Raw genomic sequence first — 17549 nt, 5'->3', positions numbered from 1 at the left:
GCTCACCATTCCGGTGTCGGTTGCTGATAGATGGTGGGCACGGCGCAAGAGCGCCTTTGCCCACCCTACGAGAGCGTCACTTATACTCCCGCTCCGTCCACCACGGGAAGTAATCCGGCATGTCGGTCGACACCTTGTCCTTGAACTGCGCGGGACGCTTTTCCAGGAACGACACCACGCCCTCCTTGACGTCGTCGGAGCGGCCGCGGGCGTAGATGCCGCGGCTGTCGACCTTGTGGGCCTCCATCGGATCGTCGGCGCCCATCATGCGCCACATCATCTGGCGGATCAGCGCGACCGAGACCGGCGCGGTCTTCGCGGCAAATTCCTTGGCGAGCGCGCGGGCGGTTGGCAGGAGATCATCCGGCGCGACGACCTTGCTGACGAGACGCCCGGCAAGCGCCTCCTGCGCCGGGAAGACGCGGCCCGAATAGCACCATTCCAGCGCCTGCGAGATGCCGACGATGCGCGGCAGGAACCAGCTCGAGGCGGCCTCCGGCACGATGCCGCGCTGGGAGAACACGAAGCCGAAACGTGCGGCCTCCGAGGCAATGCGGATATCCATCGCGAGCTGCATGGTGACGCCGATGCCGACCGCGGGACCGTTCACCGCGGCGATGACGGGCTTCAGGCACTTGAAGATGCGCAAGGTGACCTGGCCGCCGCCGTCGCGCACCTGGGGATCGCTGTAGTCGACCTTGCCGTCGGCCAAACGCCTTACAGGCCCGCGCCGTGCGTCGCGGTCGAACGTGTCGGCGCCGGACGAAAGATCCGCGCCCGCGCAAAAACCGCGGCCGGCGCCGGTGACGATAATGGCGCGGACGTTGTCGTCCTTGTCGGCGGCGTCGAACGCGTTGATCAGCTCTGCTTGCATCTGCGCGTTGAAGGCATTGAGCTTGTCGGGCCGGTTCAGCGTGATGGTGAGGATCTGCTCGGCGACCTCGTATTTGATCGTCTCATACGCCATGGCGGTTTCCTTCCTTGTTTCTTTTCGTTGCGTGAGCGGCAGAGGGCTTGAGTTTTTCTTACCCTCCCCTGGAGGGGGAGGGTCGATCGCGCGTAGCGCGAGCGGGGTGGGGTGATCTCTCCTCTCGGGCACTGTCGGACGCGGAGAGACCGTCACCCCACCCCGTCTCACATGTCGCTGCGCTCCACGTGAGCCGACCCTCCCCCTCCAGGGGAGGGTAAGCAAGAGGCTCCGCAGGTTGCCTGTCCCAGGTCATCCGGGCTTGCGCCAAGAGGGCGCAACCCGGAATGACGACAGTGGGATTAATTGGCCGGCGGCTCGGGCCAGAGCCGCTGCGGGCCACGCAGGCCCTCGAACGCCTTGGCCATGCCGAGCACGCCGATGTCGTCGAAGCGTCGGCCGACGATCTGCACGCCGATCGGAAACCCCTTGGCGTCGAAGCCGCCATTGACGGAGATCGCGGGGTTCTCCGACATATTCCACGGCACGGTATAGGCGATGTGCTCGAACGGCTTCATGGGATCGTTGGTCGGCGAGGCCCATTCCGCCGGATAGTTCACGTTCGGCGCAGTCGGCGAGATCACATAGTCGAGCTCGCAGAACAGCTTTGACGCCGCCGCGCGGATCGCCATGGTCTGGTTGAAGCCGCGGATCACGTCGACGCCAGAGAGCCTGGCGCCGGATTCGCCCCATTTGAAGATGTAGGGCAGCACCTTTGCCTGCTCGGCCGGCGTCAGCTTCGACAGATCGTCCCACATCCGCGCGCGCCAGAAATTGTCGAGGCCGTCGAGCATCTCGCGGGTGAGGATGCCGTCGACCTCGGTCACGACGGCGCCTGCGGATTCGAACGCCTTCGCCGCCTTCACCGCGACCTCGCGCACCGGTTTCTCCAGCGGCAGGCCGCAGCCGGGATCGAGCATCAGGCCGATACGCAGTTTTCGCGGCGACTTCTCCAGCCCCTTCCAGTTGAGCGGTTCGGCCGGCAGGCTCATGCCGTCGCGCCGGTCGGGTTTTGCGATCACGCTCATCATCAGGGCGCAGTCGTCGACCGTGCGCGTCATCGGTCCGGCAACGCGGCCGACATAGGTGGGATCGATCGGCACGCGGCCGAAGCTCGGTTTCAGGCCGACGAGGCCGCACCAGCCGGCGGGCAGCCGCACCGAGCCGCCGATATCGGTGCCGAGATGCAAGGGACCATAGCCGGCCGCGGCGGCAGCGCCGGCGCCTGCGCTGGAGCCGCCTGGATTCTTGGAGAGGTCCCAGGGATTGCGTGCCAGCGCATGGAAGCTGGAAAGCCCGGAGGACAGCATGCCGTAATCGGGCATGGTGGTCTTGGCGAAGATGATCGCGCCGGCCTCGCGCAGCCGCGCGGCCGGCGGGGCATCCTTCTCGGCCGGCACGAGCTTGACGCTGGCCGCGCCCAGCGGCACCGGCACGCCCTTGGTTGCGATGTTGTCCTTCACCGTGACAGGCACGCCGTCGAGCGCGCCGGACGGCTCGCCGCCGGTCCAGCGCGCGGTCGAGGCCTTTGCGGCCTCGCGCGCGCCGTCGGGATCGAACGCATAGAGTGCCTTGAGGTGCGGCTCCCACGCAGCGACGTGCGCGAGCAGGTCCTCCAGCACCTCGCTCGGCGAGAACTGCTTTGCACGATAGCCCGCGATCAGATCAACAGCGGACAGATCGTGCAGCGAGGTGACCGCCTCTTCGACGCTCTTCTTATGCATGGGCTCCCACCGGCATGCGCGTCTCGATGATGCGGGCGAACATGCTGGCGCCGATCGGCAGGATCTTGTCGTCGAGCACGAAGCCGGGATTGTGCACGGGCACCGAGCCGTCATGGCCGACCCAGAAATAGGCGCCGGGGACGGTCTGCAGCATGTCGGCAAAATCCTCGCTGCCCATCTTCGGCTGGGTGCGGGTGATCACGTTGGCGGGATCGACGATGGTGCGCGCGACCTCCTCGACCACCTTGGACTGCTCGACCTGGTTGACCAGCACGTCGAAGGTGTCGCGGATGTCGACGTCGATCACGCAACTATAGGCGCTCGCGATGCCGGCGCAGATCGTGCGGATGCGTTCGGCGATCAGGGTGCGGACTTCTTTCGAGAAGGTGCGGATGGTGCCGCAAAGATGCGCGTCGCCGGGAATGACGTTGTAGGCGGAACCGGCGTGAATCTGGGTGATCGAGATCACGGCAGCCTGCAGCGGCTCGACGTTGCGGCTGACGATGGTCTGGATCGCCTGGGCCAGCGTGGTCGCGATGATCACCGCGTCCTTGGAGCGTTCGGGCATCGCGCCATGCGCGCCGTAGCCGGTGATGCGGAGGTCGAAGAAGTCGGCGCTGGCCATCGCGGGGCCGGGCAGGATCGCGATCTCGCCGTGGTTGAGGTCGGGCGCGTTGTGCAGGCCGTAGAGCTCGTCGCAGGGAAACTTCTCGAACAGGCCGTCCTTGATCATGGCGCGGGCGCCGCCGAGGCCTTCCTCGGCCGGCTGGAAGATCAAATGCACGGTGCCGTCGAAATTCCGGGTCTCGGCGAGATAGCGCGCGGTGCCGAGCAGCATGGTGGTGTGGCCGTCATGGCCGCAGCCGTGGAAGCGGCCGGGGATCTTCGAGCTCCACTTCAGATTGGTGTTCTCCTCCATCGGCAGCGCGTCCATGTCGGCGCGCAGGCCGATGCGTTTGCCGCTCGAACCCTTGCCCTTGATGACGCCGATCACGCCGGTGCCGCCGAGGCCGCGATGCACCTCGATGCCCCAGCTCTTCAGCTTGTCGGCGACGATGCCGGAGGTGCGCACTTCCTCGAAGCCGATCTCGGGGTGAGCGTGGAGATCGCGCCTGATAGCGGTGAGTTCGTCGGCGTAGCCGTCGATGCGGTCGATCGTGGGCATGTGTCCTGTCCAGTTAGCGTGAGGGAGGATCGAAAACAGGGCCGTTCGGTTTGATGCGGATGCCCGGCCGCAGCCGCGTCCAGGGCAGGGAAGCCGTGTCGGCCGGCATTGCGCCGGGGGCGGCGCAGATCATCAGCTTCTCCGCGATCGGCTCGAAATCGGCGCGGAAGTGGACCGAGCTCTTGTTGACCAGGATCTTCTGCGCGGTCGGCTCGATGCCGACATAGCGGTACATCGCCTGGTCGGCGAGCTGCGCCTTGTGCGAAGAAACGACCACGCGGACGTCGCCGATGCGCAGGCACGCGGAGGGACCCATCTCCATCTCGCGGCCACCGTAATAGGGGCCGGGCGCGATGAAGCGGCCGTCGGAGAGCTTTTCGACCACGAAGGTCTCGCGATAGGGCTCATCGCCGGGGATGCCGGACTTGCCGCCGAGCGAGAGCGTCACGCTGGCGCCGACGCCGGCCGCGTGCGCGGCCCTGGCCGAGTCCGGATCGTAGATCGCGCCGGTGGCGGCGCTTGCCTTGTTGCGCACCAGCGCGCGCAGCATGCCTGTCGTGTCGGAATCGCCGCCGGCGCCGGGATTGTCCTGGGTGTCCGCGATGATGATCGGCTTGCTCGCATTCCTCGAAAGTTCCATGGCATGGCGCACGCCATCGTCAGGCGACCAGATCTTGCCGTCGAAATCGTCCTCGTGGCTTTCGATCAGCTTCATGATCGCATCGGCTGCGCGGTCGGCGTCCGCTTGCGTCCTGCCATAGGCGAATACACTCGGCCCGCAATCGCGGAAATCCGCGGCCGGGAAGCCGGGCGCGAAAGAGAGTGTCGGAACCGCATCGCCCTCCAGCGCGGCGAGCTTTTCGTAGATGCCTCTGGTCGGCTGGTCGTTGGTGCATTGCCAGCTGATCGGGATCAGGAACGGCAATTGCCGGAACGCCTTTGCGAAGCGCTGCTTCGTCTGCAGCAGCAGCGCCAGATGTCTTGCGCAGGCGCGGCCGGTCTCGGCCATGTCGACATGCGGATAGGTGCGGTAGGCGATCAGCGCGTCGGCATGCTCGATCATCTCGGGCGTGACGTTGGCATGGAGGTCGAGGCTGGTGACGAGCGGAACATCCTTGCCGATGACGCGGCGCACGCGCGCCAGGATCTCGCCCTCGCCGTCATCGAGATGCTCGGTCACCATGGCGCCGTGCAGGTCGAGATAGACCGCATCGATCGGCCCGGCGGCTGCGATGCCGTCGACCATCACCTTCACGATGCGTTCGAAGGCGTCCTTGGTGACATGGGCGGAGGGGCTCGCTCCGCAGGCAATCGTCGGAATGAGTTCCCAGCCGCTGTCTTCAGCGCTGTCGACGAAGCCGGCGAGGCCGACATTGATGCGCCGCATCACCTTCAGCACGTCCGAGCCTTCCGTCATCGCAGGCCAGCCGCCGCCATGCTGGAAGTCCGCAAATGTCGCCTTGGTCGGAGCGAAGGTGTTGGTCTCGTGCAGGAAGCCGCCGATGGCGATACGTGTCATTCAGTTCAGTCCCGATTGAAAGTGCGCGACGTTAGCCCCGGCCTTGCCGCAAGAGCAAGCTGGGAAGCAATCGCGCCATGCATAGGGTCAAGACGTTTTGGGAATGCTGCTGCGCTGTCATTCCGGGGCGCGCCCACTTGGGCGCGAACCCGGAATCCATCTTGCTGCAGTGTCTGCCGTCCGATGGATTCCGGGCTCGTCGCTTCGCGATGCCCGGAACGACGGAGGAGAGATCTTACGCGCTCGCCGCCAGGCCCTCGGCCACCGGCCGGAAGTTCGCAAAGTCCCAGTCGCGGCCGGGAGCGGCGTCCAGCAGCGCCTTGGTGTAGGCCTCCTTCGGATGCGTCAGCACTTCGGCTGCGGGGCCCTGTTCGACGACGCGGCCATGCTGCATCACCACGACCTCGTCGCAGATTTGCGCAGCGACGCGCAAATCGTGGGTGATGAACAGGATGGCGATGCCGAGCCGCTTCTGGATCTCGTCGAGCAGTTCCAGCACCTGTGCCTGCACGGAGACGTCGAGCGCGGAGACCGCCTCGTCCGCGACCAGCACGTCCGGATCGAGCGCGAGCGCACGGGCGATGGCGATGCGCTGGCGCTGGCCGCCGGAGAACTGGTGCGGATAGCGCGACACCGCATCTGCCGGCAGGCCGACGAGCTCAAGCAGCTCGCGCGCCCGCTTCATCGCATCGGCCTGGGAGACGCCGTAGTTGATCGGGCCTTCCGCGATGCTGTCGCCAACGGTCACGCGCGGGTTCAGCGAGCGGTAGGGATCCTGGAACACGATCTGGATCTTCTGCCGGTGCGGCTGGAGCAGACGGCGCGAGATGTCGGCGATCTCGCGACCGGCGAGTCGCACGCCACCGGAGGTCGGATCGATCAGGCGGACGATGCAGCGTGCCACCGTCGACTTGCCCGAGCCGCTTTCGCCGACGATGCCGAGGGTACGGCCCTTGCGCAGGGTCAGCGTGACCTTGTCGGCGGCGACAACCTCGCGGCCTTTGCCGAAGAAGGCGCGCTCCTTGTAGACCTTGCTGAGCTCGTTGGCTTCCAGCACCACGGGCTCGCGGCTATCCTCGCGCGGCGCTCGCGGCACCAGGCTCGGTACCGAGGCGAGCAGGTTGCGGGTGTATTCCATGGTTGGATTGCGCAGCACGGTGTCGAGCGGGCCGGTCTCGACCAGGCGGCCCTGCCGCATCACCGCGACGCGGTCGGCGATCTCGGCGACCACCCCCATGTCGTGCGTGATGAACAGCACGGCGGTGCCGTGATCGCGCTGCAGCTCGCGGATCAGCGTCAGGATCTGCTTCTGCGTGGTGACGTCGAGCGCGGTGGTCGGCTCGTCGGCAATGAGGAGCTTCGGCTCCAGCACCAGCGCCATCGCGATCATGATGCGCTGGCGCTGGCCTCCGGAGAGGCGGTGCGGATAGGAGGCGAAGATGCGCTCGACCTGGGGCAGGTGGACCTGCTCCATCATGTCGAGGATACGCTTCTTCCGGGCTTTCCCGTCGAGATCGGTATGCGCGCGCAGCACTTCGTCGATCTGGCGGCCGACCGGCACCACCGGATTGAGCGCGGTCATCGGCTCCTGGAAGATCATGGCCATCTTGGTCGCGCGAAGCTGGCGCAGGCGGCGGTCGGTCGCGGTGAGCAGCTCCTCGCCGACCAGCTTGATGCTGCCGCCGGTGGGAACCAGCGTGCCCTTCGGCAAGAGGCCCATCGTGGTGAGCGACGTCACCGACTTGCCCGAGCCGCTTTCGCCGACGAGGCACAGCGTCTCGCGCTCGCGCACCTGGATCGAGATGCCGTCGATGATGTTCACGCCCTTCGGCTTCTTGCCGATGGAAACGACGAGGTTGTTGATGTCGAGGATGGTGTTGGTCATGCAATGTCTCCAACGTCGTTCCGGGGCGCGCGGAAGCGCGAACCCGGAACCTCGAGGTTCCGGGTTCGGTGCTTCGCACCGCCCCGGAACGACGGAGTAAAGGATTTCACTTCCCCTCCCGCTGCTTCATGCGCGGATCGAGTGCGTCGCGGGCGGCGTCGCCGATCAGGTTGATGCTGAGGATGGCGATCGAGAGCAAGAGGCCCGGCCAGAAGATCAGCGACGGCTTGATCTGGAAATACTGGCGGCCCTCGGCCATGATGTTGCCCCAGGTCGGCGTCTCCGGCGAGATGCCGGCGCCGAGGAAGGAGAGGATGGCCTCGGTCAGAATGGCGCTCGCGCAGACATAGGTGCCCTGGACGATCAGCGGCGCGATCGTGTTCGGCATCAGGTGGCGCCACATGATCTTCGGCAGGCTGGAGCCAACCGAGATCGCGGCCTCGACGTAGGGTTCCTCGCGCGCCGACAACACGACCGAGCGAACCAGTCGCGCCACGCGCGGGATCTCCGGAATCGTGATCGCGATCAGCACGGTCCAGAGGCTGGCGCCGGACAGCGACACCACGGCGATCGCGAGCAGGATGCTCGGCATCGCCATCAGGCCGTCCATGACGCGCATCAGGACGGAATCGACCAGCTTGAAGAAGCCGGAGACGAGGCCGATCGCGAGTCCGATGGCGATCGACAGGATCGCCGAGCCGATGCCGATCAGAAGCGAGATGCGGCCGCCATAGATCACGCGCGACAACAGGTCGCGGCCGTAGGCGTCGGTGCCAAGCAGGAATTGTGTGGAGGAGGGCTTGAGCCGCTGCGACGGCGCGAGCTGGATCGGATCATGCGGCGCGATCAGCGGCGCGAGGATCGAGACCACCACGACCAGCGTGAGCAGGACCGTCGCAGTCGCAATGATGGGCGTCGAGGTGAGGAATCCGAATCGCGGCCGCAGCGGCGACGTGATCGGAATGGACGACTGGGGAAGGGTATCGACCGACATTTGTATCCTTATCCTTGCCTCAGTACCGGATCCGGGGATCGAGCAGGGTGTAGGCGACGTCGATGAGAAGATTGACGACGACATAGATCAGCGACGTCAGCAGGATCATCGCCTGGATCACCGGATAGTCGCGCGCCAGCACCGCATCAACGGTGAGGCGGCCGATGCCGGGGATGTTGAACACGCTCTCGGTGACGACGACGCCGGAGATCAAGAGCGCGAAGCCGGTGCCGATCACGGTGATCACGGGGACCGCGGCGTTGCGCAGTGCATGGCGCATCATCACCGCGACCTCGTTGATGCCTTTGGCGCGCGCGGTACGGACATAGTCCTCGCCGAGCACGTCGAGCATCGCCGCGCGCGTCATGCGCGCGATCAGGGCGATGTAGATGAAGGAGAGTGCGCAGGTCGGCAGGATGATACGCTCGAAGAACGGCCCGAAGCCGTTCGAGATGCTGCGGAAGCCCTGCACCGGCACCCAGCGCAGGTCGATGGCGAAGATCTGGATCAGGAGATAGCCGACCACGAACACCGGCACCGAGAAGCCGAGCACGGACAGGCCCATCACGAAGCGGTCGATCCAGGTGCCGTGCTTCCAGGCCGCGACCACCCCCAAGGGAACCGCGACGATGACTGCGAGGATGATGGTCGACAGCGCGATCGAGATCGACGGCTCGACGCGCTGGCCGATCATCTTCATCACCGGCAGGTTGGAGATCAGCGAGGTTCCGAGGTCGCCGTGCAGCAGCTTGTTCACCCAGGTGATGAACTGCACGATCAGGGGCTCGTTCAGGCCGAGCGAGGTGCGGATGCGCTCGAGCCGTTCCGGCGTCGCGTTGTCGCCGGCGAGAATCGCGGCGGGATCGCCCGGCGTCAGCCGCAGAAGCAGGAACACGAACAGCGCGACGACGCCCATCACGGGCACCGCGGCCAGAACGCGTCGAATAAGATAACCCAGCATGCACTTATCTCCGGCTACGGAACGTGTGGAACATCAAGGCTCCCGTGAACTCTGTCGTGTCTATCATGCCTAACACTTGGGCTGGAAAGGCCGCCCGGAGACGCCGTCCTCTTAGGGCAAATTGTGTGCCAAGGGCTGCGCCGTAGCAAGAGGCCGGCATGTCCCCAATATCGACCACTCAGGATGCATGTCGCAGTTCATGCTCAACCCCAAGTGAAGGTGTCGTCGGTGGAGCGTTGAGGCCGCGCCAGCCGTCGATGGTCTGGGCGATCATCTGCGCCGTCGCCGCCGACAGAGTCCAGCCGAGATGGCCGTGGCCGGTGTTGAAGAACACGCCTGGTATCCGCCCTGCGCGCACGACCGGCATCATGTTCGGCATCATCGGGCGCAGCCCGGCCCACGGCACGACGCGCGACGTTTCGACGGCGGGGAAGTTGTTGCGTACCCATTCGATCAGCGGTTGCACGCGGTCGGCGCGGATGTCGCGGTTGAAGTCGTTGAATTCGGCGGTGCCGGCGACGCGAAAACGATCGGCGCCGAGCCGGCTGGTGACGATCTTGGCGGCCTCGTCGAGCAGGCTCACCGTCGGGGTGGCGTTGCGGCTTTCGGCGCTGTCGAGCTGCACGGTGATCGAGTATCCCTTGACCGGATAGACGTTGACGCGGTCCTCGAGCAGGGCGGCGAAGTGACGGCTGGCAACGCCCGCGCAGACCACGACGCCGTCCGCGTTCAGTGCGCCGCGCGCGGCCGCGACGGCATCGCTCGCGGCCAGATCGGCCCAGCCGATGACGAAGCCGCTGCCGGCACGTGCGATCGAATCGATATTGGCCTCGTGGATGAAGGTCGCGCCACGCCGCTTGCAGGCTTCCGCCAGCCCGCGGGTGAACTTGTGGATATCGCCGGTCGCATCCGACGGCGTGTAGAAGCCGCCATAATAGTCCTTGCGCAGTGTCGGCTCGATCGCGCGGATTTCCTCCGACGTCACCGGGCGGCGGTCGAGGCCGCCTTCCTGCAGCAGCGTGTTGACGCGCAGACCGGATTCGAATCCGGCCTTGTCACGATAGATGTGGAGGATGCCGCGGCGTTCGAGATCGAAGTTGATCCCTTCGCGTGCCGCGATGTCGAACAGATACCTGCGCGCTTCGATCGCGAGCCGCGTGGTCTCGATGGTGTTGGCGCGGTAGTTGCCGATGTTGGCGACGAACTCGCTCATCCACGAATATTTGTGCCAGTTCGGCCGCGGGTTCATCAGCAGCGGCGCGTCGCGCCGGAACATCCAGCGCAAGCCCTTCAGGATCGTCGCGGTGCTGTTCCACACTTCGGCGTTCGATGCGGAGAGCTGCCCGCCGTTGGCGAAGGACGTCTCCATCGCGGCGTAGCGGTGCTTGTCGAGCACGGTCACCTTGTAGCCGCGTTCGAGCAGGGCATAGGCGGTCGTGACGCCGGTGATGCCGGCGCCGATGATGGCAATATGGGTCATGGCTAGGTTCGGGGCTCCCGTGAGTTAGAGTCGGCTGACCGCCGGCCGAAAGGCCGTTGGCGGCGCCCCATCTGTCACGGTTACCTGAGAGCTTGATCCGGCGCGCCACCTCTATCGAGGTCTTGCGACGGACTATCCCCTTCGGTGGACGTCACGACTGCCTGAAATCGCGTCGCCTCTCTCCAGATCGTCCTGACGAAACGGTCCTTTTGCCTGAGAGTTTCCGGGGCGGTTGCTCCGTCGGCGCCGCAACGAAAGCTGAAAGCCTTCGCCGCGATCTCTCCCGCATCATCGCGTGGACGGCCGAGCAGTACGATACGCCTCATTTTTAGACAAGGCTAAATTTCGACCGCGACTGCCGACGTATTGTGCAGTGCAAAGCCCGCCTCGTCGTCCCGGGGCGATGCGAAGCATCGAACCCGGGACCTCGAGATTCCGGGTTCGATGCTGTCGCATCGCCCCGGAATGACGAATTCACTATTCCAACGTCGCCAGCAATCCCGCCATCAGCCGGCCGCGCTCGACCAGGCTATCCACTTCGATGAACTCCTCCAGCGTGTGGCCATTGCCGCCGCGCACACCGAGGCCATCGAGCGTGGGGATTCCCATCGCGCCGGTGAAGTTGCCGTCGGAGCCGCCGCCGGAGCTAGCGTGCGGTAATTCCGCGCCGAGCGATTTGGCGATGCCGTGCGCCTTCTCATAGAGCGCCATGGTACCGGCATCCGGCTCCCAAACCGGACGCGTCACGCCGCGCGTGACCTTGAACGTGACGTCGTTGCTGGTGCCCGACAGCGCCAGCATCCGCTCGACACCGCGGTCGAGATCGGCCTGACGCTTGGCCATGGAGAGCGCTTCACCCGTTGCGGTCGTCGCAACGCAATTGACCCATTGTCCGCCGTGGACGACGCCGACCGAGAAGGTGCAGTCCTCCGTCGTCATCGCGTCGATCGCGAGGATCTGCCGCGCCATCTCGCGGATCGCCGAGCGTCCGGCCGACAACGTGGCGCCGGCGTGGCTCGGCCGTCCCGTCGCTTCGAGATTGAAGCGCGCGATGGCGTAGCGTCCGGTCGTGACGCCGTTGTCGGCGCGGCCGGGCTCCGGCACCAGCACGTATTTATTGCGCGCAGCTTCCGCCTCGATGATGTCCCGCGTCGAAGGCGTGCCGACTTCCTCATCCGGCGTGAACAGCACGGTGATCGGCAGCGGTGTGGTGAACGACGCGCGCGCCAGTTGCCGGATCGCTTCCAGCGAGAGGTAATTGCCGCCCTTCATATCGTAGATGCCGGGGCCGTAGCACTTGTTGCCCTCGCGCCGCCATTTCAGCTTCTCGATGGTGCCGACCGGATGAACGGTATCCATGTGTCCGGCGATCAGGATGCCCGGCTCGCCCTGCTTGGGATGAGGAAAGCGCGCGCGGATGACGCCACCAAAGCCCTGGCGGCCGGCGATGCGCTCGATCGTCGCACCCATGATCGCCATATCCCGCGCCGCGATATCGAGCATGCGGTCCACGGCGGCTGCATCCCAAGTCGGACTCTCGCATTCGACCCAGCCGCGCAGGCCCTCGAGCATCGCCTCGGAATCAAAGGGAAGATTGGCAGGATTCATCTTAATGTCTCTCAAGCTTCGAAAGATGGAACGCGCATTGCATCGGCGCGGGGCAGGACAAGCGGAAGGTGTTGTAGAGCCAAACCGATCTTTGTGGAGCCCGTGCGCGCGCCGTGAGGGCCTGCGACGAAACCGGATTGACGCGCTCGGCACTGTCTGCAAGTCTCAAAAAGATAAAGGCATTGCATGAGGTTAGTTCGCCCAACGAATGAACCGCATGCTCAACCAATGACCTGCCTTTGAACAGTTTCACGTCAGGAGAACTTTCTATGTTCCACTTCATGCGCCGGGGGCGTCGCGCGTTCGCCTCCAAACTTGCGCTGTCGGTCGTCGCGCTTTCAACCGCGCTGGCCTCGCCAGTGCTTGCGGCCGGCAAGACCATCACGGCGGTGATGCATTCGGATTTGCGCATCATCGACCCGATCTTCACCACGGCCTACATCACGCGTGACCATGGCTACATGGTTTACGACACGCTGGTGGCCCCGGATTCGAGCTTCAAGATCCAGCCGCAGATGGCGGACTGGAAGATCTCCGACGACAAGCTCACCTATACCTTCACGCTGCGCGACGGCCTGAAGTGGCATGACGGTGCGCCGGTGACGGCGGAGGACTGCGTCGCTTCGCTGAAGCGCTGGGCCGCGGTCGACGGCATGGGCCAGAAGCTCATGGACTTCACGGCGAGCATCGAGGCGACCGACGCCAAGACCATCACGCTGAAGCTGAAGGAGCCCTACGGCCTGGTGCTCGATTCCATCGGCAAGCCGTCCTCGCGCGTTGCCTTCATGATGCCGAAGCGCCTCGCCGAGACGCCGCCGGACAAGCAGATCCCCGAGCAGATCGGCTCGGGTCCCTTCAAGTTCGTGGCCTCGGAATTCCAGCCCGGCGTGAAGGCGGTCTACGTCAAGAACACCGACTACGTGCCGCGCAAGGAGCCGGCGAGCTGGACCTCCGGCGGCAAGGTGGTGAAGGTGGACCGCGTCGAGTGGATCACCATGCCGGACTCGCAGACCGCGGTGAATGCGCTGCAGTCGGGCGACATCGACTTCATGGAGAACCTGCCCTACGACATGCTGCCGGTGCTCGAAGCGAACAAGGAGCTCACGCTCGAGGTCTCCAACAAGTTCGGCTTCCAGACGCTCGGCCGGATGAACTTCCTGCATCCGCCGTTCGACAACGTGAAGGTGCGGCGAGCCGCCCTTCTGGCGATGAACCAGAAGGACGTTCTCGATGCACTCGTCGGCAACCCGAAATATCAGAAGATCTGCGGCGCGTTCTTCGTGTGCGGTACGCCGCTCGAGACTGACGTCGGCGCCGAAACCTTGATCAAGGGCAATGGCATGGCGGAAGCCAAGAAGGCGCTCGCCGAGTCCGGCTATGACGGCACGCCGATCGTGATCATGGCGCCCGGGGACGTCACGACATTGAAGGCGCAGCCGATCGTTGCGGCCCAGCTGCTGCGCGAAGCCGGCTTCAAGGTCGACCTGCAAGCGACTGACTGGCAGACGGTGGTGAGCCGCCGCGCCAGCCAGAAGCCGCCGAAGGAGGGCGGCTGGAACATGTTCTTCACCAACTGGGTCGCGGCCGACGTTGCGAACCCGATCGCCAATCTCTCGATCAGCGGCCTGGGCAAGAAGGGCTGGTTCGGCTGGGCGGAAGACGCCAAGATCGAGCAGCTCAAGGACGCGTTCGTCCGCGCATCCTCGCTCGACGAGCAGAAGAAGATCGCCGCCGAGATCCAGAAGGAGGCGTACGATCAGGTGATTTACATCCCGCTGGGGCAGTATCTGCTGCCGAGCGGCTGGCGCAAATCGCTGACCGGCCTGCTCGACGGTCCGGCGACGCCGCTGTTCTGGAACGTCAGCAAGTCGGAGTAGGCGAGGCGTTCTCGACGCAACCTTCGTCCGGATCGCCACGCGGCGCCGCTGATGTCAGCGGCGCCGCCCGCCAGGAAAGATTCCAGGAGAGCCTCGATGTTCCAACTCACGAGGGGGCGTTACGCGTTCGCCTCCAAACTTGCGCTGTCGGTCGTGTCGCTTTCGACAGCGCTGGCCTCGCCAGTTCTTGCCGCGGGCAAGACCATTACCGCCGTGATGCACTCGGATCTGCGCGTCCTCGATCCGATCTACACCAGCGCCTACATCTCGCGTGATCATGGCTACATGATCTTCGACACGCTGATCGCGACGGATTCGAACTTCAAGATCCAGCCGCAGATGGCGGACTGGAAAATTTCCGACGACAAGCTGACCTATACCTTCACGCTACGCGACGGCCTGAAGTGGCATGACGGCACGCCGGTCACCGCGGAAGATTGCGTGGCCTCCCTGAAGCGCTGGGCCGCTGTCGACGGCATGGGGCAGCAGATGATGCTGTTTACCGCGAGCATCGAGGCGACCGACCCCAAGACCATCACGCTGAAGCTGAAGGAGCCGTACGCGCTCGTGCTGGATTCGATCGGCAAGCCGTCCTCGCGGGTCGCTTTCATGATGCCGAAGCGTCTCGCCGAGACGCCGTCCGACAAGCCGATCCCCGAGCAGATCGGCTCCGGACCCTTCAAGTTCGTGGCGTCGGAATTCCAGCCCGGCGTGAAATCGATCTACGTCAAGAACACCGACTACGTGCCGCGCAAGGAGCCAGCGAGCTGGACTGCCGGCGGCAAGGTGGTGAAGGTGGACCGCGTCGAGTGGATCACCATGCCGGACGCCCAGACCGCGTTGAACGCGCTGCAGTCGGGCGACATCGATTTCATGGAAAATCCCGCCATTGAAATGTTGCCCACCATCGAAGCCGACAAGGGGCTCAAGACCGAGATCCTGAACAAGTTCGGATTCCAGACGGGTGCGCGGATGAACTTCCTCCATCCGCCATTCGACAACGTCAAGGTTCGCCGTGCAGCACTCCTGGCGGTCAAGCAGAAGGACGTGCTCGATGCGCTGATCGGCGATCCCAAGTACTACAAGACCTGCGCCGCGATCTTCATCTGCGACACGCCTTTCGCGACCGACATTGGCGGTGAGACCCTCGCGAAGGGCGGTGACATTGCTGCGGCCAAGAAGGCGCTCGCCGAGTCCGGCTACGACGGGACACCCGTCGTGCTCATGGCGCCTGGCGACGTCACGACGCTCAAGGCGCAGCCGATCGTGGTGGCCCAGCAACTGCGGGAAGCCGGCTTCAAGGTCGACCTGCAGGCCACCGACTGGCAGACGGTGGTGAGCCGGCGCGCCAGCCAGAAGTCCCCGAAGGAGGGCGGCTGGAACATGTTCATCACGAACTGGGTCAGCGCCGACGTGGTCAACCCGATCTCCAACGTCGCCGTCGGCGGGCAGGGCAAGAAGGGGGGCTGGTTCGGCTGGGCGGAGGACGCCAAGGTCGAGCAGCTCAAGGATGCCTTCGTTCGTGCGACCTCGGCGGAGGATCAGAAGAAGATCGCGATCGAGATCCAGAGGGAAGTCTACGATCAGGTGCTCTACGTGCCGCTCGGCCAGTACCAGGGTCCGAGCGCATGGCGGAAGTCGATCAGCGGCGTGATCGACGGTCCGGCGACGCCGGTATTCTGGAATATGGACAAGTCGGAGTAGGACAGGACCACCCTTTCGTGCCAACGAACGCGGCGCCGCTGTCATCAGCGGCGCCGTTGTCGTTTGTCAGTTTCGCGTCAGCGCTGCGGATGATTTCGGCCAGTCGGCGATGACCGAGTAGGCGTCGTGCTCAGCAGTGGCTGTCGCGCACCCCTTCGAGCCCCTCGCTCGCAAGCGGCGTGGTAAGGGTGGCCTGCTCAGCGCGCGGCTCGGATCGTTCCGTATTCTGCCGCTTTATCTCGGCGTGGTCTTCGCGGTGTTCCGGTTCCATTGCAGCGCCCTTTCGAATTGCTGCAGGACAACATCGAGGCCGCCGCGTTGTTCCTAGATGGGGCGATGATGCGGCTTGAACAGCCGCCCCTTCTCGACCACCAGCACGATCGCGAGCGCGGCGAGGGTCGACAGGAAGAAGCCGATCGAGAAGGGCAGCAGCGTGCCGTCGAAGCTCTGCCCGATCGCCGTGCCGACCACGATCCCGATCAGCGTCGTGATCGAGCCGTAAAGCGAAGAGGCGGTGCCGGCGATGTGTCCCTGCGGCTCCATCGCGAGCGCAGTGAAGTTGGCGACCATCATGCCGAACGAGAACATCATCAGGGCGGAGAGCACCATGAACAAGGCGAGCGGCAGCACGCCGAGACTTTCCGTCAGCAGCATCACGCCGGCCACGACGGTGTAGAGCGTCAGCGCTCCGTGCGAGATCACGCGCATGCCGAGCCGTCCGACCAGCCTCGCATTGAGGAAGCCGGCAATGGCGGTGCCGGCGGCGATCGCCGCGAAAGCGAGCGGGAAGTAGTGGCCGAGATGATAGATGCCGGTGAAGACCTGCTGGGCGCAGAAGACATAGGCGAAGAGTGCGCCGAAGACGCTGCCGGCGGCCGTGGCATAGCCGATGGTCTGGCGATGGGTCAGGGTCTGCCGAAACGCGGAGAGCACGTCGGCGGGGGCCAGCGACCGGCGCTCGGATTCGGGAAGGGTTTCAGGCAGCCGCAGCACGCACCATGCGAGCGCGAGCAGCCCATAGAGCATCAGCACCACGAAGATGCCGCGCCAAGCCGTCACCAGCAGTACCGCCTGTCCGAACGAGGGGGCGATCACGGGCACCGCGATGAACACCATCATGGCAAGCGACATCACGCTCGCCATGCGGCGGCCGACATAGCAGTCGCGCACGATCGACGTCGCGATCACGCGCGTCGCCGCGGTGCCGAGCCCTTGCAACGCACGCGCCAGCAGCAGCGTCTCGAACGAGGGCGCTGCGACCGCCAGCACGCTCGCGACCGCATAGACCGCCATGCCGCCGAGCAGCACCGGCCGGCGGCCGAAGCGGTCCGAAAGGGGGCCCATGACGAATTGGCCGGCACCGAAGCCGATCAGGAACGTCGACAGCACCAGCTGGAGATGGTTCGCGACGGGAATCTTGAAGGCGGTGCCGATGTTGGGCAGCGCCGGCAGCATCATGTCCATCGCAAGCGGATTGAGCGCCATGATCGACGCGATCACGATGACGAATTCTGGAAAACCCATCGGGCGGTGTCCCGCGGACACCCAATCGTCGGCATTGACGTCAGACAAGAAGCTCACCCCTGAAATCGAGCGACCTTATCTCCGTGCATGCTGCGTTGCACAACCCATGTTTCGGGATGGCTGGCAGGCGGAACGGGGGCG

General features: G+C 65.0%; 12 protein-coding genes and 2 riboswitches. Of the genes, 2 read left to right on the top strand and 10 right to left on the bottom strand.

From position 1 onward, the window contains the following. Nucleotides 1-76 precede the first annotated feature (76 nt). The 9 genes from ACM42_RS34925 to ACM42_RS34885 form a co-directional block, all read right to left on the bottom strand. Nucleotides 77-967, bottom strand: a complete 891-nt coding sequence (locus ACM42_RS34925) for a crotonase/enoyl-CoA hydratase family protein (protein WP_271532777.1) — start codon at nucleotides 965-967, stop codon at nucleotides 77-79. A 302-nt stretch (nucleotides 968-1269) separates the two neighbouring features. Then, nucleotides 1270-2691, bottom strand: a complete 1422-nt coding sequence (locus ACM42_RS34920) for an amidase (protein ID WP_271532775.1) — start codon at nucleotides 2689-2691, stop codon at nucleotides 1270-1272. Next, the gene (locus ACM42_RS34915; protein ID WP_197967681.1) at nucleotides 2684-3856 is read right to left on the bottom strand and encodes a M20 aminoacylase family protein; all 1173 of its coding nucleotides are present in this window, start codon (nucleotides 3854-3856) and stop codon (nucleotides 2684-2686) included. The genes ACM42_RS34920 and ACM42_RS34915 overlap by 8 nt, the downstream gene beginning before the upstream one ends. A 13-nt stretch (nucleotides 3857-3869) precedes the next feature. Continuing rightward, nucleotides 3870-5375 carry a M81 family metallopeptidase gene (locus ACM42_RS34910; protein ID WP_271532773.1) on the bottom strand — a complete coding sequence of 502 codons (1506 nt, stop codon included), beginning with the start codon at nucleotides 5373-5375 and terminating at the stop codon, nucleotides 3870-3872. A 235-nt stretch (nucleotides 5376-5610) separates the two neighbouring features. Further along, entirely contained in the window at nucleotides 5611-7260 is a 1650-nt protein-coding gene (locus ACM42_RS34905) for an ABC transporter ATP-binding protein (RefSeq protein WP_271532771.1), read from the bottom strand. Nucleotides 7261-7366: 106 nt separating this feature from the next. Beyond that, the gene (locus ACM42_RS34900) at nucleotides 7367-8254 is read right to left on the bottom strand and encodes an ABC transporter permease (protein ID WP_271532769.1); all 888 of its coding nucleotides are present in this window, start codon (nucleotides 8252-8254) and stop codon (nucleotides 7367-7369) included. A gap of 19 nt (nucleotides 8255-8273) precedes the next feature. Beyond that, nucleotides 8274-9215, bottom strand: a complete 942-nt coding sequence (locus tag ACM42_RS34895) for an ABC transporter permease (RefSeq protein ID WP_271532767.1) — start codon at nucleotides 9213-9215, stop codon at nucleotides 8274-8276. Between the two features lie 178 nt (nucleotides 9216-9393). Then, nucleotides 9394-10695 carry a D-amino acid dehydrogenase gene (locus ACM42_RS34890; protein WP_271532765.1) on the bottom strand — a complete coding sequence of 434 codons (1302 nt, stop codon included), beginning with the start codon at nucleotides 10693-10695 and terminating at the stop codon, nucleotides 9394-9396. 69 nt (nucleotides 10696-10764) lie between these two features. Further along, nucleotides 10765-10883, bottom strand: a riboswitch (glycine riboswitch). 3 nt (nucleotides 10884-10886) lie between these two features. Further along, nucleotides 10887-10991: riboswitch (glycine riboswitch) on the bottom strand. A gap of 181 nt (nucleotides 10992-11172) precedes the next feature. Next, nucleotides 11173-12303 (bottom strand): M20/M25/M40 family metallo-hydrolase, encoded by a 1131-nt coding sequence (locus ACM42_RS34885; RefSeq protein WP_271532747.1) that lies wholly within the window; start codon nucleotides 12301-12303, stop codon nucleotides 11173-11175. 269 nt (nucleotides 12304-12572) lie between these two features. On the opposite strand from ACM42_RS34885, the gene ACM42_RS34880 reads away from it, so the two are divergent. Together ACM42_RS34880 and ACM42_RS34875 are read left to right on the top strand one after the other, a co-directional pair. After that, nucleotides 12573-14180: an ABC transporter substrate-binding protein gene (locus ACM42_RS34880; RefSeq protein WP_271532745.1), complete on the top strand. Its 1608-nt coding sequence runs from the start codon at nucleotides 12573-12575 to the stop codon at nucleotides 14178-14180. Nucleotides 14181-14276: 96 nt separating this feature from the next. Further along, nucleotides 14277-15884, top strand: coding sequence for an ABC transporter substrate-binding protein (locus tag ACM42_RS34875; protein WP_271532743.1), 1608 nt, complete (start codon nucleotides 14277-14279; stop codon nucleotides 15882-15884). A gap of 324 nt (nucleotides 15885-16208) precedes the next feature. Here the strand turns inward: ACM42_RS34875 and ACM42_RS34870 are convergent, their stop codons facing one another. After that, the gene (locus ACM42_RS34870; protein ID WP_271532741.1) at nucleotides 16209-17456 is read right to left on the bottom strand and encodes a multidrug effflux MFS transporter; all 1248 of its coding nucleotides are present in this window, start codon (nucleotides 17454-17456) and stop codon (nucleotides 16209-16211) included. Between the last annotated feature and the right edge of the window lie 93 nt (nucleotides 17457-17549).

Origin of the sequence: Bradyrhizobium sp. CCBAU 25338, from assembly GCF_028128965.1 — a bacterium.
In the GTDB taxonomy this organism is placed as follows: Bacteria; Pseudomonadota; Alphaproteobacteria; order Rhizobiales; family Xanthobacteraceae; genus Bradyrhizobium; species Bradyrhizobium liaoningense.
The sequence above is the reverse complement of the archived record's forward strand: the minus strand, read 5'-3'. Positions and strand labels throughout refer to the sequence as shown.